At 71.7% G+C, this 18,338-nt stretch carries 18 protein-coding genes; 8 read left to right on the top strand and 10 right to left on the bottom strand.

The genetic code is table 11. The annotated features are described in order from the left end of the window. Window positions 1-16 precede the first annotated feature (16 nt). Window positions 17-193 carry a hypothetical protein gene (locus ACI2K4_RS11790; RefSeq protein ID WP_404510474.1) on the top strand — a complete coding sequence of 59 codons (177 nt, stop codon included), beginning with the start codon at window positions 17-19 and terminating at the stop codon, window positions 191-193. Between the two features lie 39 nt (window positions 194-232). On the opposite strand, the gene purE is transcribed toward ACI2K4_RS11790, so the two are convergent. From purE to mca, 6 genes are all read right to left on the bottom strand, one after another. Beyond that, a complete protein-coding gene (gene purE / locus ACI2K4_RS11795) occupies window positions 233-748 on the bottom strand; it encodes a 5-(carboxyamino)imidazole ribonucleotide mutase (RefSeq protein ID WP_404510475.1) in 516 nt (171 codons plus the stop codon). Then, on the bottom strand, window positions 745-1,917 hold the full coding sequence (locus ACI2K4_RS11800) for a 5-(carboxyamino)imidazole ribonucleotide synthase (RefSeq protein ID WP_404510476.1): 1,173 nt from the start codon (window positions 1,915-1,917) through the stop codon (window positions 745-747). Before ACI2K4_RS11800 ends, purE begins: the two co-directional genes overlap by 4 nt. 89 nt (window positions 1,918-2,006) lie before the next feature. Then, entirely contained in the window at window positions 2,007-4,001 is a 1,995-nt protein-coding gene (locus ACI2K4_RS11805; RefSeq protein WP_404510477.1) for a thioredoxin domain-containing protein, read from the bottom strand. Between the two features lie 52 nt (window positions 4,002-4,053). Next, on the bottom strand, window positions 4,054-6,615 hold the full coding sequence (locus ACI2K4_RS11810) for a putative bifunctional diguanylate cyclase/phosphodiesterase (RefSeq protein ID WP_404511753.1): 2,562 nt from the start codon (window positions 6,613-6,615) through the stop codon (window positions 4,054-4,056). A gap of 253 nt (window positions 6,616-6,868) precedes the next feature. Then, entirely contained in the window at window positions 6,869-7,174 is a 306-nt protein-coding gene (locus tag ACI2K4_RS11815) for a hypothetical protein (RefSeq protein WP_404510478.1), read from the bottom strand. A 51-nt stretch (window positions 7,175-7,225) separates the two neighbouring features. Continuing rightward, window positions 7,226-8,107 (bottom strand): mycothiol conjugate amidase Mca, encoded by an 882-nt coding sequence (gene mca / locus ACI2K4_RS11820; RefSeq protein WP_404510479.1) that lies wholly within the window; start codon window positions 8,105-8,107, stop codon window positions 7,226-7,228. A gap of 143 nt (window positions 8,108-8,250) precedes the next feature. Here mca and ACI2K4_RS11825 point away from each other — a divergent pair, with 143 nt between their 5' ends. Together ACI2K4_RS11825 and greA are read left to right on the top strand one after the other, a co-directional pair. Further along, window positions 8,251-8,685, top strand: a complete 435-nt coding sequence (locus tag ACI2K4_RS11825) for a DUF4307 domain-containing protein (protein ID WP_404510480.1) — start codon at window positions 8,251-8,253, stop codon at window positions 8,683-8,685. Between the two features lie 247 nt (window positions 8,686-8,932). Continuing rightward, window positions 8,933-9,433 carry a transcription elongation factor GreA gene (gene greA / locus ACI2K4_RS11830; protein WP_404510481.1) on the top strand — a complete coding sequence of 167 codons (501 nt, stop codon included), beginning with the start codon at window positions 8,933-8,935 and terminating at the stop codon, window positions 9,431-9,433. A 53-nt stretch (window positions 9,434-9,486) separates the two neighbouring features. Here greA and ilvA read toward each other — a convergent pair whose 3' ends face one another. From ilvA to ACI2K4_RS11845, 3 genes are all read right to left on the bottom strand, one after another. After that, complete coding sequence (gene ilvA, locus ACI2K4_RS11835) at window positions 9,487-10,710, bottom strand: threonine ammonia-lyase (RefSeq protein WP_404510482.1); 1,224 nt, start codon at window positions 10,708-10,710, stop codon at window positions 9,487-9,489. A 125-nt stretch (window positions 10,711-10,835) separates the two neighbouring features. After that, window positions 10,836-12,218: an amidase gene (locus ACI2K4_RS11840; protein ID WP_404511755.1), complete on the bottom strand. Its 1,383-nt coding sequence runs from the start codon at window positions 12,216-12,218 to the stop codon at window positions 10,836-10,838. Between the two features lie 57 nt (window positions 12,219-12,275). Beyond that, on the bottom strand, window positions 12,276-13,418 hold the full coding sequence (locus tag ACI2K4_RS11845; protein WP_404510483.1) for a cystathionine gamma-synthase: 1,143 nt from the start codon (window positions 13,416-13,418) through the stop codon (window positions 12,276-12,278). A 23-nt stretch (window positions 13,419-13,441) separates the two neighbouring features. Between ACI2K4_RS11845 and ACI2K4_RS11850 the strand changes: the two genes are divergently transcribed. Both ACI2K4_RS11850 and msrA read left to right on the top strand, forming a co-directional pair. Further along, entirely contained in the window at window positions 13,442-13,861 is a 420-nt protein-coding gene (locus ACI2K4_RS11850) for an HIT family protein (protein ID WP_404510484.1), read from the top strand. 65 nt (window positions 13,862-13,926) lie between these two features. Continuing rightward, window positions 13,927-14,589 (top strand): peptide-methionine (S)-S-oxide reductase MsrA, encoded by a 663-nt coding sequence (gene msrA, locus ACI2K4_RS11855; protein ID WP_404510485.1) that lies wholly within the window; start codon window positions 13,927-13,929, stop codon window positions 14,587-14,589. Window positions 14,590-14,932: 343 nt separating this feature from the next. On the opposite strand, the gene ACI2K4_RS11860 is transcribed toward msrA, so the two are convergent. Next, window positions 14,933-15,412 carry a hypothetical protein gene (locus ACI2K4_RS11860; protein ID WP_404510486.1) on the bottom strand — a complete coding sequence of 160 codons (480 nt, stop codon included), beginning with the start codon at window positions 15,410-15,412 and terminating at the stop codon, window positions 14,933-14,935. Window positions 15,413-15,816: 404 nt separating this feature from the next. Here ACI2K4_RS11860 and ACI2K4_RS11865 point away from each other — a divergent pair, with 404 nt between their 5' ends. The 3 genes from ACI2K4_RS11865 (at window position 15,817) to ACI2K4_RS11875 (ending at window position 18,329) form a co-directional block, all read left to right on the top strand. Then, window positions 15,817-16,737, top strand: a complete 921-nt coding sequence (locus tag ACI2K4_RS11865; RefSeq protein WP_404510487.1) for a ribonuclease Z — start codon at window positions 15,817-15,819, stop codon at window positions 16,735-16,737. Further along, a complete protein-coding gene (locus tag ACI2K4_RS11870; RefSeq protein ID WP_404510488.1) occupies window positions 16,734-17,246 on the top strand; it encodes a GNAT family N-acetyltransferase in 513 nt (170 codons plus the stop codon). Before ACI2K4_RS11865 ends, ACI2K4_RS11870 begins: the two co-directional genes overlap by 4 nt. Before the next feature lie 126 nt (window positions 17,247-17,372). Then, window positions 17,373-18,329 carry a S1C family serine protease gene (locus tag ACI2K4_RS11875; RefSeq protein WP_404510489.1) on the top strand — a complete coding sequence of 319 codons (957 nt, stop codon included), beginning with the start codon at window positions 17,373-17,375 and terminating at the stop codon, window positions 18,327-18,329. Window positions 18,330-18,338 lie beyond the last annotated feature (9 nt).

Here is an 18,338-nt window from a genome sequence, read left to right on the forward strand (position 1 = left end):
GCTGGACCCGGGGCCGATGAGCGGTCTGCGGGCGAACGACGAGCGGTTCCACTACAGCGACGGCTCGCACAAGTGGATCCTGCCCGACCCCGACTACGACCAGGCAACCTGGGATGAACAGCTACGACAGCACCTGGAGCAGCACCAGCGCCACGAACGACCTCGGCGCAGGTTACAGCGCCGGTCCATCTAGCTACTCAACCCCTCAGCCTCGCCCGAACAAGTCCCTGGTTCAGCCGAGGGTGGCCTGGAGGGCCTTTTCCTTCTGTTCGACCAGGTCTTCCAGGGACTGGGCGAACGCGGTGACCCGGGACTGCAACGCGGCGTCGGCGGTGGCCAGGATGCGTACGGCGAGCAGGCCGGCGTTGCGGGCGTTGCCGATCGAGACCGTGGCGACCGGGATGCCGGCCGGCATCTGCACGATCGAGTAGAGCGAGTCCACCCCGTCCAAATGCTTGAGCGGGACCGGTACGCCGATCACCGGCAGCGGGGTGACCGAGGCAACCATGCCCGGCAGGGCGGCGGCGCCACCGGCCCCGGCGATGATCACTTTGAGGCCACGGCCGGCGGCCTGTTGGCCGTACTCGATCATCTTGACCGGGGTACGGTGCGCCGAGACGACCCGCACCTCGTAACCGATGCCGAACTCGTCCAGCACGTCGGCGGCGGCCTTCATGATGGGCCAGTCGGAGTCGCTGCCCATGATCAGGCCGACCTGGATCGTCGTCGCTGCCTCCGCAGCCGTCATCGCCCCTCCTGGAGCCACTGGGCGGCGCGCGCGGCGCGTGCGCGTACCTGTTCGAGGTTGTCGCCGAGCACGGTGACGTGGCCGATCTTCCGACCGGGACGAACCTGCTTGCCGTAGAGGTGCACCTTGGCGCCGGGATCGGTGGCGAAAAGGTGGTGCAGCCGCTCGTCGATCGAGATGCCGCCCTCTTCCCCGCCGAGCACGTTCGCCATCACCACCACCGGCGCGGCCAGCGAGGTGTCCCCCATCGGGTAGTCGAGCACGGCCCGCAGGTGCTGCTCGAACTGCGAGGTCCTGGCCCCCTCGATGGTCCAGTGGCCGGAGTTGTGCGGGCGCATGGCCAGCTCGTTCACCACCAGCGCCGGAGCACCGTCCGGGCCGGTCACCTCGAACAGCTCGACCGCGAGCAGCCCGACCACGTCGAGCGTGGTGGCGATGTCGATCGCCAACTGCTGGGCGGCCAGGGCCAGCGGCTCCGGCAGATCGGGGGCCGGGGCGAGCACCTCGACGCAGATGCCGTCCCGCTGCACCGTCTCGACCACCGGGTACGCGGCCACCTGCCCGAACGGCGAGCGCGCGACCTGTACGGCCAGCTCCCGGCGCAGCGCCACCCGTTCTTCCACGATCAGCTCGGCGCCGCCGTCGAGCAGCTTCGCCACCTGGGCGGCCCCCTCGGCGGCGTCCGACACGACCCAGACGCCTCGGCCGTCGTAGCCACCCCGGGCCGCCTTGAGCACCACCGGCCAGCCGACCTCGTCGCCGAACCCGGTGAGCTCCGCCGGCGTGGCCACCGGCCGCCAGCGCGGCATCGGGGCGCCGAGGGCACTCAACCGCTCCCGCATCGCCCGCTTGTCCTGGGCGTAGAGCAGGGCGTCGGCGGACGGGTAGAGGGTCACGTCCTCGGCGGCGAGGGCGCGGATGTGCTCGGTCGGCACGTGCTCGTGGTCGAAGGTGACCACGTCACAGCCCTTCGCGAAGATCCGCAACGCGGAGAGGTCGGTATGGTCGCCGTACCGGACGTCGGCGGCGACCAGCGCGGCGCCGTCCTCCGGGGTGAGCGCCAGGACGCGCAGTGACTGGCCGAGGGCGATCGCGGCCTGGTGGGTCATCCGGGCGAGCTGGCCGCCCCCCACCATGCCGACAACGGGCAGACCGGTTCGGGAATCCATAACGCCGGCAAGCCTAGCCGCCCCGCCCCCCGGATAAGGAAGGGCCCCTTATTAACGCTATGCGTTAATAAGGGGCCCTTCCTTACGCTTCAGCGGTGGGTGAGCTGGGCGATGAGCTCGTCGACGGTACGGACCGGACGATCGCAGACAAACCCCCGGCAGACGTACGCGGTGGAGCCGCCCTCCAGCATCGGCCGGTCCGCCAGCAGTGGCACCCCGGGCTGGTCCGGCGCCCCGGCGACAACCACCGCCCCCGGGGGCGCGTGCCTACGGGCGGCCAGCACTAACGGGTCGCTCTGCGGGTCGGTGGTGACGATCGCCACCTCGTACGGGCCGGAGAGGAGCGCCTCGCCGCTCGCGGCGGCGTACCCGGTGAACCGGGCGTGTCGGGCCACGATCGGGGCGACCGTGGCCAGGGCGTTCTCGGCGGCCTCGCGGTAGCGCGGCGCACCGGTCAGCGCCGAGTGCGTCACCAGCGCCGCCACCAGCGCGGACAAGCCGGACGGGGTGGCGTTGTCGGTCGGGTCGGCCGGACGGGTGATGAGCCGCTCGGCGTCGTCGGCGGTGTCGTAGAACCCGCCCTCACCGGTGGCGAACCGGGTCAGCGCGACGTCCAGCAGTCCGCCGGCGAGTTCCAGCCAGCGCCCCTCCCCGGTGAGCTGGTGCACCGCGCAGAACGCCTCGGCCACCGCCCCGTGGTCCTCCAGCACCCCGGCCGGCTCGCCGACCTGGCCGTCCCGGGAGACCCGGCGCAGCCGGCCGTCGACGATGTGCCGGTCGGCCAGCACCGCGGCGATCTCCCGGGCCGCGGTGGCGGTGACCGGGTCACCGGTCAGCGTCGCGTACTCGACCAGGGCGGTGACGGCGAGCCCGTTCCAGGCGGCCACCACCTTGTCGTCCCGGGACGGCTGGGGACGCAGGTCGCGTACGGCACGCAGGGTCGCCCGTACCCGCTGCCAGCGGGCCGCGATCTCGGGGTCGACGTCGTCGATGTCCCGGGCGAGTTCGAGCACGCTGGTGCCGTGCTCGAAGCTGCCGGAGGCGGTGACCGTGAAGAGGTCGGCGGCCCACCGGCCGTCGTCGCTGCCGAGCGCCTCGACGAGCTGGTCCGGGGTCCAGGCGTAGGTGGCGCCCTCCACCCCCTCGGTGTCCGCGTCCAGCGCCGAGGCTAGCCCACCGGCGGAGGTGCCGAGGTCGGCCAGGAGGAAGCCGGCGGTCTCACCGGCGATCCGGGCCGCGACCGGGTCCCCGGTGAGCCGCCAGAGCTGGGTGTAGACCCGCAGCAGCAGCGCGTTGTCGTAGAGCATCTTCTCGAAGTGCGGCACGGTCCAGTGCGCGTCGACCGAGTAACGGGCGAAGCCTCCGGCGAGCTGGTCGTAGATGCCGCCCCGGGCCATCGCCTCGGCGGTGTGCCGCACCACCTCCAGCGTCTGCTCCGAGCCGGTGCGCTGGTAGTGCCGCAACTGGAAGAGCAGGTTCATGTGCGGCGGGAACTTCGGGGCACCGCCGAAGCCGCCGTTGACGGAGTCGTACTCCTCCAAGAGCCGCTCGGCGGCGGCGTCGAGCAGTTCGGCGGTGAGCGGGGTGCTGGGGCCGCCGACTGCCTGGGCGCCGCCGATCGCCTCGACCACCGCGGCGCCCTGCCGCAGTACGGCTTCGCGCTGGTCCCGCCAGGCGGCGGTGACCGATTCGAGCAACCGGACGAAGTTGGCCTTCGGGAAGTACGTGCCGCAGAAGAACGGCGTGCCGTCCGGCGCGGCGAGCACCGTCATCGGCCAGCCGCCCTGCCCGGTCATCGCCTGGGTGGCGGTCATGTAGACCGCGTCGACGTCCGGCCGCTCCTCCCGGTCCACTTTGATCGACACGAAGTTGTCGTTCAGCAGCCGGCCGACCGCCGCGTCCTCGAACGACTCGTGCGCCATCACGTGGCACCAGTGGCAGGCCGCGTAGCCGACCGAGATGAGCACGGGTACGTCACGTCGCCTCGCCTCGGCGAACGCCTCGTCGGACCACGGCCACCAGTCGACCGGGTTCTCCGCGTGCTGGAGCAGGTAGGGGCTGGTCGCGCTCGCCAGTCGATTCACCTGACGACCATATCCAGCGTCACCCGGTCGCGCCCGCGTCCCCCGGCGCCGCTCAGGAGGCGCCGTCGGCCCGGAGCGGGAAGATCCGGGCCTGCTGGGCGCTGTCGAGCTGGGTACGGAGCACCGTGACGATCTTGTCCGAGGGCATCGGCCGGAAAAAGTGGTAGCCCTGGGCGGCGGTGCAGCCCAGTTCGGCCAGGGCGGCCCGCTGGTCGGCCGTCTCCACCCCCTCGGCCACCACCCGCAGGCCGAGTTCGCGCCCCAGACCCACCGTGGAGCGGACGATCGCGGCGGCCTCCGGTGAGTCGGCCATCGCCATCACGAACGAGCGGTCCACCTTGAGTTCGTCGACCGGGACCCGGGTGAGGAAGGTGAGCGAGGAGAAGCCGGTGCCGAAGTCGTCCACGGCGAGTTGGATACCCATCCCCCGGAGCTCGGAGAGGACCTCGTCGATCACGCCCAGCTCGCTCATCACCACCGTCTCGGTGATCTCCAGCACCAACCGGTGGGCCGGCACCTGGTGCCGGCGCAGCGACTCGCCGACCTCCGCCGGCAGCCGGGGGTCGAGCAGGCTGCGCGCGGAGAGGTTGATCGAGATCGGTACGTCGAGTCCGTGCCGGGCCCAGTCGGCGGCCACCGCGAGGGCCTTGTCGACCACGTACCGGGTGAACGGGGCGAGCAGTTCGCTGCCCTCGACGGTGCGGACGAAGTCGGCCGGACCGAGCCTGCCCCGACGCGGGTGCCGCCACCGGATCAGCGCCTCGACCCCGGTCGGGGCACCGGTGGCGAGGTCAACCGCCGGTTGCAGGGCGAGCATGAGCTGGTCGTCCGAGGCAAGCGCCTCGCGCAGCTCGGCCAGGAGCGCGAGCTGGTCGGTGCTGGCCGCGTCCTGGCTGCTGTCGTAGCTGGCGACACTGCCGCCGCCGGCCTTGGCCTGGTACATCGCGATGTCGGCCCGGCGCAGCAACTCGGTCATGTCGGCGGTGCCGGCCCCGGCCACCACCACACCGACCGACGCCTCGACCGACATCCGTACGCCGGCCACCTCGGTCGGCGCGGCGAGCTCGGCCACGATCTCCTGGGCCCGACGCAGCGGGTACGGCATCGAGACGGGCCACTCACCGAAGACGTTCAGCTCGGTGGGGACCGGCAGCGGCAACGCCACCGGGGGCGCCGGGGTGGCCGGCAGCGAGGTGATCAGCAGGGCGAACTCGTCGCCGCCGAGCCGGCCGAGCACCTCGCCGTCGCCGCGCAGTTCCTCCAGCCGGCGGGCGGTCACCTGGAGCAGTTCGTCCCCGGCCGCGTGCCCGAGCGTGTCGTTGACCTCTTTGAAGTTGTTGATGTCGAGCAGCAGCAGGGCCACCGGGTGGTCGTGTGCGAGCCGGTGCAGTGCGAGGTCACCCTTGCTGAGCATGGCCGCTCGGTTGACCAGTTTGGTCAGTGGGTCGTGCACCGCCTCGTACGACGACTGCGCCGCCATTATCGCCAGTGCCTGGTGGGTGGCGGCGTCGTGCAGCGCGGCGGCGAGCGCGTCGGCGAACGCCGAGAGCACGTCCCGGTCCCGGTCGCCGGGAACCATCGACCGGGGGAACCGCACCCGGAGTTCGCCGACCGGCGCGGCGCCGACCTCGAGTGGTCGGGTGAGCACCTGGCCGCTGTTGTCGCCACCGGAGGTCGACGAGCCTGTCGACGCCGTCGGTGGTGTCGCAAGCTCCTGCTCGACCACCGGTCCGCCGGCTCCGGCGCTGTAGCGACGCGAGCGCCCGTCGCCACGGGTGACGTCGAGTTCGACCCGTTCCGCGCCGAACACCGCCAGCGCACCGCTCACTCCGGCGGTCGCCACGCCGCGTTCGTCGAGCTGGTTGAACGCCCCGGTGGCCTCGGCGAAGGCACGCCAGGTGCGGCGCTCGTCGTCGGCGCGCAGCCGCTGGCCGTACATCTGCTGGAGCAGCCACCAGACCGGCGGCAGGAGCAGCAGCCAGCGGAGGTCGTGTTCGAGAATGGTGACAACCGCGAGGCCGACGAGCACGTTGCCGACGAACATCGGCAACTTGCCGCGCAGCGCGCGGAGCAGCAGTTGCCCCATCGGCAGCCGGTGCCGCAGCGACATGGTGAGCGCGGCCAGCCAGGCGGTGACGGTCAGGTACGTCAGTGAGCCGAGTACGAGCGCACCGGTGAGCGCCGGTGTCATGCGGGCGCCGAGCGGGTCGCCGAACGCGCTCACCACGGCGGTCGCCAGGGCGACGGCGGCGGCCAGCGAGGCGGCGATGTGCACCACCTCGACCACCGAGCGCCGGTCCGGGAAGAGCGACAGCAGTCCCCAGCCGAGCCCGGCCCCGACCAGGGCGGCGACCGGTAGCCAGCCGGCGGGGGCCAGGTAGAGACCGATGACCAGCGCGGCCTCGCCCCAGGTCACGTTGACGACGCCGGAGGCGACCCGGAAACGCAGCCGGGCCAGTTGGGCGAGTGCCACCACCCCGGCCACGACGGCGAGCCGGACCAGCGGGTCGACCGAGTCGAGCGGATCGTCCGGCGGCAGGTCGACGGGGACGGTCAGGCCCACGCCGGCAGCGGCGAGCGCCGCGACCAGCACCACCGAGGTGAGGACGAGCATCCGCCGGGGCGTCTCGGCGAGGCCGACCAGGACCGCGATCCGGGGACTGGTCGTCCGGCCCGATGTCACGGGCCGCCTCCGCCCATGGTCCCCCGGTGCAGGACGTGTTCGGGCCGCGCACCGCTCCGGGCGTCGGGTCTGGCTCTCATCGGCGCCCCCTCCCGCGCACGCTGCGGGGACTTTTGGTCCCCGGCGGAAGGCTAAGCCAAACCGGTTGGGCGCAACAGGGGGCGCCCGGCCGGTTTAGCCTGGATCATGCCGTCAAATGGCCGTTCCCGCCCTGGTGGGGCCCACTGGGAGCGCTTCCATGAGATTCCTCTGTCAAGTCCGCCTCACCGGCCGCCGGAACGGACGAATCCGCCCTACCCGCTCGGCCGTCGAGGCGCTGGTCGGGGAAGCGGTCCGGCAGCCGGCGCAGTCGCGCGTTCATGTTGCGGATCAACAGAACCGTGGCGATGGCCAGCACCACGATCAGGAACAGGCCCATCGGCCCGGCCAGCCCGCCGGTCCGGGTGTCCCCGAAGTTGTTCGCGGCGAGCACCTGCGCATCGGTCAGCATGACGGGGATCCTTCGATAGGCGAACTGCCCCCACAGTACGCCTGGACCCGGTCAACGGGCATGAGCGGTCCCGCGTACTCCGGCGAACAGGTCGGACTCCGGCAGTGGACTCTCCACCGACGACCGGGCCAGCTCGAAGTCCTCGGTCGGCCAGGCCCGCTGCTGGATCTCCATCGGCACCTGGAAGAAGAAGCCGTCCGGGTCGATCTGCGTGGCGTGCGCCCGGAGCGCGTCGTCCCGGACCGGGAAGTACTCCGCGCACTCCACCCGACTGGTGACCCTCGGCCCCTTGTCCGGGCGGTCCTCCCAGTTCTTCAGCCACTCCTCGTACGGCGACTCGAGCCCGGCCGCGAGCACCGCCTCGTGCATCGCCACGAACCGTGCCTTGGAGAAGCCGATGTCGTAGTAGAGCTTGAGCGGCTGCCACGGCTCGCCCAGCTCGGGGAAGCGGCTGGCGTCACCGGCGGCCTCGAAGGCCGCCACGCTGATCTTGTGGCACATGATGTGGTCCGGGTGCGGGTAGCCGCCGTCCTCCGGGTACGTGGTGACCACGTGCGGCCGGAACTCCCGCATCAGCCGCACCAGCGGGCCGGTCGCCACCTCCAGGTCCTGGAGGCCGAAGCAGCCCTCGGGCAGCGGCGGCAACGGGTCACCCTCGGGCAGCCCGGAGTCGACGAACCCGAGCCAGGCCTGTTCCACACCGAGGATGGCGCGGGCCGCGTCCATCTCCGCCCGACGGATGTCGGCGATGTTCGCCCAGACCTCCGGCCGGTCCATCTTTGGGTTCAGGACACTGCCACGTTCGCCACCGGTACAGGTCGCGACGAGCACGCTCACGCCCTCGGCGACGTATTTCGCCATGGTCGCGGCGCCCTTGCTCGACTCGTCGTCGGGGTGGGCGTGAACCGCCATGAGACGTAGTTGCTCTGACAACGGATGCTCCTCGTCCGTGCTGCCGCCGAGCCCCCGCGGCTCGACGAGCTGACCTGCCGGTATCGTTCGGTCACCAGCTGCGAAGGTGGACTCTGCCATTCTGGCCGATACCACCGACAACGTGCCCGCAGGAGATGTGCCCGGTGACCGAGACGAACGCCACTCGTTCCTCCGACACGCCGGTCTTCCCCGAAGGCCGGTACGGACACCGGCGCGCCGCCGGACGCCGCCGGCCGTGGATCAGCGCACTGCTGGCGGTCGCCCTGCTGGGCGTACTGGGACTGGCTGCGACCCGGCTCTACCGGCAGTACGGCGATCCGACGTACGACGCTCAGGTGATCACCTACACCGACATTACCGACACGCAATTGCGGTTGGTGTTCCGGGTGACCGTACCGTCGGGTGGTTCCGCGGTCTGCGCGGTCCGCGCCCGGTCCCGCGACGGCGCCGAGGTCGCCCGCGAGGAGGTACGCGTCGACGCCCCACCCGGGGAGCGGCAGCCGGTGGTCGAGCACCTGATGACCACGAAGGCCAAGGCCCTGCTCGGCGAGGTGCTGCGCTGCCGGGCCGCCGAATAGGCGGGTGGGCAGCCCGGACAGGCGGGTGGGCGACCCCGACCGCCGACCGGACGGGCCCGCCGGACACCCCGGCCGGACACGGCGCTGGGTAGCGCTCCCCCAACGGGGTGTAAGCGCAGGCCGGAGGGGGAGTTCGAGCCCCCCGCCCGGTTCGGCGATAAATCACTGCCCGTCCGGTGTGTAGCGCACTGGTAACTTGGTAGTTCGTCCCTGTCCGCCGTAGTCCGTTCACCCGAGGAGATCGTCTGTGTCGACGACCGACCGTGAGGCGCCCGCCACCTGGCTGTCCCAGGACGCGCACGACCGCCTACAGGCAGAGCTCAACGAGTTGATCGCTGGCCGGCCGGCGATCGCCGCTGAGATCAACGCTCGCCGCGAAGAAGGCGACCTGCGGGAGAACGGCGGATACCACGCCGCCCGCGAGGAGCAGGGCAAGCAGGAGGGGCGCATCCGCTACCTGCAGGAACTGCTGCGTACCGCCCAGGTGGGCGAGGCGCCCAAGGCCGATTCGGTCGCCCCCGGCACCGTCGTCACGATCCACTTCGACGACGACGAGGAGGACCGGGAGACCTTCCTGCTCGGCTCCCGCGAGATCGCCGCCACCACCGACCTGACCGTCTACAGCCCGGAGTCGGCCCTCGGCAAGGCCATCCTCGGCAGCCGCGCCGGCCAGACGGTGACGTACACCGCGCCGAGCGGCGCGGACATCAAGGTCACCGTGGTGAGCTTCGAGCCGTTCGGCGGCTGAGCACCAACCCCGACAGCGGCACGACCGGGGTCGAGGGACCCCCACGATCCCGGTCAGCCGGCGGTCTCGCCGAAGGCGACCTGATATCCGCTGGCCCGCAGGGCGCTGATCAACCGGTCCGAGTGCTCCGCACCCCGGGTCTCCACCGAGAGCGCCACCTCGACCTCACCGAGCCGCAGGTGCGGGTTCTGCCGCAGGTGCACCACGTCGACCACGTTGCCCCGGTGCTCGGCGATCTGGCCGAGCAGCAGCGCCAACTGTCCCGGGCGGTCGTTGCAGCGTACGGTCAGCCGGAGGTAGCGCCCGGCCGCCGCGAGGCCGTGCTCGATCACCCGCAGCATCAACAGCGGGTCGATGTTGCCGCCGGAGAGGACCGCGACCACCGGCGCCTCCACCTCGACCGCGCCCGCCAGCAACGCCGCCACCCCCACCGCGCCCGCCGGCTCGACCACCTGCTTGCCCCGCTCCAGCAGCATCAGCAGGGCCCGGGAGATGTCCTCCTCGGAGACCGTCACCACCTCGTCGACCAGCTTGCTCACGTGGGCGAAGGTGATGTCGCCCGGAATCCCGACCGCGATTCCGTCGGCGATGGTCGAGTAGGAGGGCAGCCGGACCGGCCGACCGGCGAGCAGCGAGGGCGGGAAGGCGGCGGCGCCCGCCGCCTGCACCCCGATCACCCGTACGTCCGGTCGCAGTGCCTTGGCCGCCACGGCGATGCCGGAGACGAGCCCCCCGCCGCCCACCCCGGCCACGATGGTCTTCACGTCCGGGCACTGCTCCAGGATCTCCAGCGCGACGGTGCCCTGGCCGGCGATCACGTCCGGGTGGTCGAACGGGTGGATGAAGACCGCTCCGGTCCGCTCCGCGAAGTCCCGGGCCGCCACCAGCGACTCGTCGACGGTGTTGCCGACGAGTTCGATCTGGGCGCCGTACCCCTTGGTCGCGGCGACCTTGGGCAGGGGCGCGCCGACCGGCATGAAGACGGTGGCCGCGATGCCGAGCAGGCCGGCGGCGAGCGCCACCCCCTGGGCGTGGTTGCCGGCGCTGGCCGCCACCACCCCGCGCGCCCGTTCCTCGGCCGACAGCCGGGAGATCCGGACGTACGCGCCCCGCACCTTGTACGACCCGGCGCGTTGCAGGTGCTCGCACTTGAGCCAGGCCGTGCCGCCGAGCGCTGCGCTGAGCGGCCGGGACGGCTCGAGCGGGGTGGTCCGGGTGATGCCGGCGAGCAGTTCCCGCGCGGCGCGTACGTCGGCGAGGCCGACCAGGTCCGTCATGTCCAGATCGTCGCACCCCGCCCCGGACCCGTCACCGGGGGCGGCCCACCGTGCCCACCGTCACAGCGGTGCAAGGAAGGGCCCCTTGTTAACGCTATGCGTTAACAAGGGGCCCTTCCTTGCACTCAAGCGGTGGGTTGGGGGACACGGGGCCAGCCGGGGGCGTGCCGGGGCCAGGGCTCGGTCATCTCGAACTGACCGGCCACCCCGAGCAACAGCAGCTCCGAGCCGGGCGGGCCGACGAGTTGCACCCCGACCGGCAGTCCGTCCGGGCGCAGGCCGACCGGCACCACCAGCGCCGGCAGCCCGGCCATGTTCCACGGGGCGGCGTACGGCGCGTACCTGATGTTGGTCGCCATGTTCGCCCGCCACGAGCGGGAGGCCCAGCCGTCGGCCGGCGGCGGGGTCGCCGCGAGCGCCGGGGTGAGCAGCAGGTCGACCGAGTTGTCGGTGAAGAACCTGATCGACCGTTCGCGCCACGCCGTCCGGTCGCTCTCCCGCACGTACCCCCGGCGGTACGCCCAGTCACCCAGCCGTACGTGCCGCCGGGTACGCCGTTGCAGGTCACGTGGGTCGACGCCGGCCGCCTCGGCATCCCGGGCGGCGGCGGCGAGCCAGGTGGCGATCCCGCGCAGGCCGAGCGAGGTCGGGTAGACCGGATCGGCGGTGACGGTGTCGTGACCGGCGGCGGCGAGCAGCCGGGCACCGGTGGTGACGGCGTCGGTGTTCGGCGCGTCCGGGCGTACCCCGCTCACCGGCGAGCGGAGCGAGACGGCCACCCGCAGCCGTTGCGGGGGGACCAGCTTGTCCGGTCGCCGGCCGGCGAGTACGGCGAAGCCGACCGCCGCGTCGGCCACCGTGGTGGCGAGGATGCCGTGCTCGGTCAGGCCGAACCAGTCCTCCGCACCGAGTTGGCACGGCACCACGCCGGAGCCGGGCTTGAGCCCGACCAGCCCGCAGCAGGCGGCCGGGATGCGCAGCGACCCCAGGCCGTCGTTGCCGTGCGCGATCGGCACCAGTCCGGAGGCGACCGCTGCCGCCGCGCCGCCGGAGGACCCGCCCGGCGTGCGCTCCGGCTGCCAGGGGTTGCGGGTGGGGCCGGTCTCGTCGTCGGTCGACCCCCAGAGGCCCAGCTCGGGCATCCGGGTGACGCCGACGATGACCGCGCCCGCACCACGCAGCCGGCGGACCACCTCGTGGTCGTCCTCGGCGATCGCGGTGCGGGCGGCGACGGAGCCGTTCCAGGTGGGCAGGCCGGCCACGGCGGTGTTCTCCTTGACCGCGATCGGCACTCCGGCGAGCGGCAGGTTGGCCAGGTCGTCCTGTTCGTCGACCTTCTCCGCCTCTACGATCGCCTCGCCCCCACGGACCGCCCGGAACGCGGCCAGTTCGCCGTCGGACCGGGCGATGTGGTCCAGGTGGTCGGCCACCACCTGGGTGGCGGACGCGTCGCCCCGGCGGACCGCGCGGGCGATCTGCTTGGCGGTCGCTCCCACCCAGGTCGGCATGAGCTCCTGCACTCCCCATCCCTCCCCGAACGCTCAGACGCCTCGACCGAGAACGCCTCAGCCGAGGGCCTGCTCCAAATCGGCGAGCAGGTCGTCAGCCGTCTCGATGCCGACAGACAGTCGCACGAGATCGGCGGGAACTTCAAGCGCCGAGCCGGCAGCGCTGGCGTGTGTCATCCGACCGGGGTGCTCGATCAGGGATTCGACCCCGCCGAGCGACTCGGCGAGGACGAAGAGCTTCGCCCGGTTGCAGATCTCGACCGCGTGCGCCTCACCGCCGGCCGCACGGAACGAGATCATGCCGCCGAAGCGGCGCATCTGCTTGGCCGCCACCTCGTGTCCGGAGTGGTCCGGCAGGCCCGGGTAGCAGACCTCGGCGACCGCGCGGTGGGCGACCAGGTAGTCGACGATCCGCTCGGCGTTGTCGCAGTGCCGGTCCATCCGTACGCCCAGGGTCTTGATCCCGCGCAGGGTGAGCCAGGCGTCGAACGGGCCGGGTACGGCGCCCATCGCGTTCTGGTGGTAGGTCAACTCCTCGCCCAGCGCCCGGTCGGCGGCGATCAGCGCACCACCGATCACGTCGGAGTGCCCGCCGAGGTACTTGGTGGTCGAGTGGACCACCACGTCCGCCCCGAGGGCCAGCGGCTGCTGGAGGTACGGCGACGCGAACGTGTTGTCCACCGCGAGCAGTGCCCCGGCCTCGTGTGCGACCGAGGCGAGCGCGGCGATGTCGGCGACCGCGAGCAGTGGGTTGGTCGGCGTCTCCACCCAGATGACCTTGGTCTGGCCGGGCCGGACGGCGGCGCGTACGGCGTCCGGGTCGGAGAGCTTCGCCGGTGTCCACTCCAGCCCCCAGCGGTGCAGCACCTTGGCGAAGAGCCGGTACGTGCCGCCGTACGCGTCGTCCGGGATGACCACGTGGTCGCCGGGGCGGCAGACGGTACGCAGCAGCGCGTCCTCGGCGGCCAGCCCACTGGCGAAGGCGAGGCCGACCTGGCCTCCCTCCAGCGCGGTGAGGCATTCCTGCAGTGCCGCCCGGGTCGGGTTGCCCGATCGGCTGTACTCGTAACCGAGCCGGGGCGCACCCACCTCGTCCTGCGCGTACGTGCTGGTCGCGTAGATCGGAGGGACCACCGCCCCGGTCCGTGGATCCGGTTCCTGACCGGCGTGTATGGCGAGAGTCTCGAAGCCGTAGTTCATCTGGGTGACGTTAGTCTGCCCCGGTGAAGCCTTGCGTGTTCTGTGGCATTGTCGCGGGTTCCGTGCCGGCCTTCACCGTCGCCGACGAGCCGGACGGGGTGGCCTTCCTGGACACCAGGCCGGTTTTCCGAGGGCACGTACTGGTGGTCCCGCGCGAACATTACGAGGTTTTGCCCGACTTGCCCGTTTTGGCGCTTCCTGGATACTTTGGTCTTGTCCGACGGATCACCGTCGCGGTCGAGACCGGACTCGGCTCGGGCGGCACCTTCGTGGCCATGAACAACCGGGTCTCCCAGTCGGTGCCACACCTGCACACCCACGTCGTGCCCAGGACCAAGGGAGACGGGCTGCGCGGTTTCTTCTGGCCCCGCACCACGTACGACTCGGCGGAGTCGGCCACCGGCTTCGCCGCCCGGATCGCCGACGCGCTGCCGCCCGCCTGACCGGCGGGTAAGGATCGCGGGCCGGGCGGCGTTACACCGGGCAGACGTACGAGAGGAGACCGACCGTGTTCCTACGGCGAATGCAAGCCAGCCTGCCCCGTCCCGATCAGGTGTTGCCCGGACGCGACTTCCCGATCCCGGTGGCCGACCGGCACGCCGTACTCGGCACGCCGATGCAGGGACCGTGGCCCGAGGGGAGCCGGACCGCCGTGTTCGGCATGGGCTGTTTCTGGGGTGCCGAGCGACTGTTCTGGACCCTGCCGGGTGTGATCAGCACCGCCGCCGGTTACGCCGGTGGACAGACGCAGAACCCGACGTACGAGGAGGTCTGCTCGGGTCTCACCGGGCACACCGAGGTGGTCCAGGTGGTGTACGACCCGACCCGGATCGCCTACGAGGACCTGCTCAAGGTCTTCTGGGAGAACCACAACTCGACCCAGGGCATGCGCCAGGGCAACGACATGGGCACCCAGTACCGTTCGGCGATCTACACCACAGACGACGAGCAGGCGAAGATCGCCGACGCGTCCCGCGAGGCGTTCGCGCCGGTGGTGGCGAGGGCGGGCCTGCCGGAGATCACCACCGAGATCGGCGAACTCGGCGACTTCTACTACGCCGAGGACTACCACCAGCAGTACCTTGCCCCGACCAAGAACCCGTACGGCTACTGCAACCACGGCCCGAACGGCATGACCTGCCCGGTCGGCGTGGCGAGGGTCGACGGCTGATTACTCGGTCTCCTTTGGATGGGAGGGGCTCGCCTCGACCACCCACACGACCCGACGATCATGGTCTGGGCAGTACCAGATGCGGCCGCCCGCGGTCACTTCGTACTGCCACTGATCGAGCCGCTTCCCACCGACTTCGCGGGTGGCCAGGGGTCCACGCAGGCGGTGCTGCCGCGCCGGATTCTCCGGCGCGGCAGGTCGCTCAGTCAGAACGATCCATGCTTCCCGCGTATTGGATCGTGCCGTCTGGCATAGCTGCTCCCAACCCTTGGCGGCGTCGGTGGTCGCGAAACGCGCTTCCCATCCGCCCGGCCGTCCAGGCGGTGCCACCCGGTCGCCGCGCTTACCCGGCATCGTCGTCAACCTCCATGGGAGTGGGCACCGGGCCGTAGTCGTCCGTCAGGGGTTCGGTCAGCCGGCGCAGTAGCGACGGGTCGGCGTAAACGGCGGCGGTGGCTCTCCACTCCCGCACGGTCTGCGCCAACACGGACCACTGGCCCACCTCGGCAGCAATCTGGGCAGACCTGGTGAAGTCAGCAATGAACTGAGGCAGTTCCTCAACCGGCAGGAGACTCAGCCACGGAAACTCCTCCGTCAGGGCGGCCGCGGCCACCTCCAGCGGAAGATGTGTCAGTACGTTCCGCAGTGCTCGCGCGGCCGTGAAAGCGCCCTCGCCGGCCGCGCTGACCCGATCCTCGCGCATGAGGAGCAACGCGGCGCCATCCCGGCGGCGGACTCGCACATCACCGGTGTCGGCCAGCGCAGCGACGCTCTTCGGATCTCGCTGCAACTCACTCCACTGGACTTCCCTTGTCGCACCCACTCGCCAATTCTGAACTTTTTCAGAACTCTTGGCAAGTCGATTCGTCCCGGTCTTCGGAGAGACCTGCCCGATCGGCGCGGCCCGTACCAGCGACCAGACCGACCGGGCCGGGAGATGCCAGTGATCTAAAACCATTGGCGGAGCCGCCCGGAGGTGGTTAACGTGGCCGTACACGTGAAGGGAGGTGGTCCAAGCTTTGTGTAGCAACGGGACTCGTGAGGTGGCTGTCCGCTAGCCGCTGTCCTTGACAGTGAAAGATCGTCGAGACCGTGTGGCAGCGGTGCGGCGAATACCAGGCAGCCATCCGACCCCCGGGGTGCCGGCTTTGTCCAGCCGGCCCGCGCACCGCGCGGAAGCCCCGGGGGTCGTTCCATATCCGGCCACCACCCAGAGAGGCCCGGCGGTTGACCCGCGAACTCGTGGTCCTGGGCACCGCCAGCCAGGTGCCCACCCGGCAGCGCAACCAGAACGGCTACCTGTTGCGCTGGGACGACGAGATGATCATGTTCGACCCGGGCGAGGGCAGCCAGCGGCAGATGTTGCGGGCTGGCGTCTCGGCCACCGACCTGACCCGGATCTGCGTCACCCACTTCCACGGCGACCACTGCCTCGGCCTGCCCGGTGTGATCCAGCGGCTCTCCCTGGACCGGGTGCCGCACCCGGTGCCGGTGCACTTCCCGTCCGGCGGCGCCGAATACTTCGCCCGGCTGCGACACGCCAGCGCCTTCCACGAGACCGCCGACGTGCGCGCCGAGCCGGTCGAGCGGGACGGGCAGAGCATCGCGCTGCGGTCGGGCACGCTCACCGCCCGCCGCCTGCGACACCCCGTGGAGGCGTACGGATACCAGCTCGTCGAGCCGGACGGGCGGCGGATGGTGCCGGAGCGGCTGGCCGCGTACGGGATCGCCGGGCCGGCCGTCGGCGAGCTGATCCGAACCGGTGAGCTGGACCTCGACGGGAGCCGGGTGCCACTGGACGCGGTCAGCGAAGCGCGTCGGGGCCAGCGGTTCGCCTTCGTGATGGACACCGGCCTCTGCGACGCCGTCTACGCCCTGGCCGACCGGGCCGACCTGCTGGTGATCGAGTCGACCTTCCTGAACGAGGACACCGCGCTCGCCGCCGAGGCCGGGCACCTGACCGCGGCGCAGGCCGCGCGGGTGGCCACCGAGTCCGGCGTACGTCGACTCGTGCTCACCCACTTCTCCCAGCGCTACCAGGACCCGGCCCGGTTCGCTCAGGAGGCCCGGGAGCACTTCGACGGTGACCTGGTGGTGGCCGAGGATCTCGGGCGGGTGCGCGTACCCCGGTTATCCTCGCCCGTGTGACCGCCGTCCTGCGCCCCGCCACCGCCGACGACCTGATGACCGTCGGAGCCCTGCACTCGCGCTCCCGGCAGAACGCCTACCGGGACTTCCTGCCCGCCGAGGCGCTCGCCGCCGACTCCGGCGACGCCCTCGGCCAGTGGTGGAGCGAACGGTGGAAGTGGGAGCGGGAAACCCACCTGATGACCGTGCTCGAAGACGGTGAGCGACTGGTCGGGTTCAGCTACGTCGGGCCGCACGAGCTGGACCCGGTCGGCTACGGCGAACTGTCCGCCATCCACCTGGAGCCGGACCAGCGGGGCCGGGGGCTGGGCCGGGCGCTGATGATCGACGCGTTGGACACCCTGAGCCGGCGCGGCTGGTCGCGGGCCGCGCTCTGGGTGCTCACCGACAACAAGCCTGCCCGGGAGTTCTACCGCCGGGGCGGCTGGACCGCCGACGGCATCGCCCGCACCGAACACGTCGGCTCGGCCCTGGCGGCGCAGCTCCGCTACGTACGCGACCTGCCCTGACCGTCCGCCCGGCCCGCCCTGGCTTGTTGTCGCCGCCGTGCGGTGGCTGGTTCGCCCGCCCCGCCCTGGCTGTTCGCTCTGAGCGGAGCCGGGCATCGACCGGCGTTGCTCGGTGTTGACCGCGACATGGACGGCGAACAGATCCAGCCAGCACCCACCGAGGCGGACGCGATGGACGCCTACTCCCAGGTGGTGACCGGCGTGGCGGCCCAGGTCCTGCCGAGCGTGGCCGCACTGTCGGTCCGCTCCGCGCGGGGCAACGGGGCCGGCTCGGCGGTCACCTTCACCGACGACGGTTTCCTGCTCACCAGCGCCCACGTGGTCGAGGGCGCCGAAGGCGGCACGGCCACCTTCGCCGACGGGGCCGAGGCCCGGTTCGACGTGGTCGGCACCGACCCCCTCTCCGACCTGGCCGTGCTCCGGGTCCGGGCGACCAGCGTGCCGCCGGCCCCGCTCGGCGACGCCGACCGACTGCGCATCGGCCAACTCGTGGTGGCCGTGGGCAACCCGATGGGGCTCGCCGGCTCGGTGACCGCGGGCGTGGTCTCCGGGCTGGGCCGCTCCCTGCCGGCCCGGGACGGGCGGCTGGTCCGGCTGATCGAGGACGTGATCCAGACCGACGCGGCGCTCAACCCCGGTAACTCCGGCGGGGCGCTCGCCGACTCCTCCGGCCGGGTGATCGGGATCAACACCGCGGTCGCCGGGTACGGGCTGGGACTGGCCGTACCGATCAACTCCACCACCCGGCAGATCATCGGCGAGCTGGTCTCCACCGGTCGGGTACGCCGGGCCTGGCTCGGCGTCGCCGGGGTGCCGGTGCCACTCCCCCCGGCGGTGGCCGAACGCACCGGGCAGCGGCGCGGCCTGCGGGTGGTCGAGGTGGTGCCGGGCAGCCCCGCCGGCAGCGCCGGGATCTACCTCGGTGACGTGATCGTCTCGGCCGGTGGGCGACCGGTGCAGAGCGGACAGGGGCTACAGCGCCTGATGCTCGGTCCGGCGATCGGCAGCCGGCTGCCGGTGACCCTGCTCCGCCGGGGTGCCTTCGTGGACGTGATCGCCGTACCGGCGGAGCTGAGCCGCTGACCCGCGTCT

Origin of the sequence: Micromonospora sp. NPDC050397 (assembly GCF_044901685.1) — a bacterium.
Lineage (GTDB): Bacteria > Actinomycetota > Actinomycetes > Mycobacteriales > Micromonosporaceae > Micromonospora_G.

Bases quoted from the DNA above. Each gene is read 5' to 3' on its own strand.
- ACI2K4_RS11875 (WP_404510489.1), top strand. From the start codon at position 17,373: ATGGACGGCGAACAGATCCAGCCAGCACCCACCGAGGCGGACGCGATG.
- ACI2K4_RS11815 (WP_404510478.1), bottom strand. From the start codon at position 7,174: ATGCTGACCGATGCGCAGGTGCTCGCCGCGAACAACTTCGGGGACACC.
- purE (WP_404510475.1), bottom strand. From the start codon at position 748: ATGACGGCTGCGGAGGCAGCGACGACGATCCAGGTCGGCCTGATCATG.
- ACI2K4_RS11845 (WP_404510483.1), bottom strand. From the start codon at position 13,418: ATGAACTACGGCTTCGAGACTCTCGCCATACACGCCGGTCAGGAACCG.
- ilvA (WP_404510482.1), bottom strand. From the start codon at position 10,710: ATGACGGACCTGGTCGGCCTCGCCGACGTACGCGCCGCGCGGGAACTG.
- ACI2K4_RS11840 (WP_404511755.1), bottom strand. From the start codon at position 12,218: ATGCCGACCTGGGTGGGAGCGACCGCCAAGCAGATCGCCCGCGCGGTC.
- ACI2K4_RS11790 (WP_404510474.1), top strand. From the start codon at position 17: ATGAGCGGTCTGCGGGCGAACGACGAGCGGTTCCACTACAGCGACGGC.
- ACI2K4_RS11810 (WP_404511753.1), bottom strand. From the start codon at position 6,615: ATGCTCGTCCTCACCTCGGTGGTGCTGGTCGCGGCGCTCGCCGCTGCC.
- ACI2K4_RS11800 (WP_404510476.1), bottom strand. From the start codon at position 1,917: ATGGATTCCCGAACCGGTCTGCCCGTTGTCGGCATGGTGGGGGGCGGC.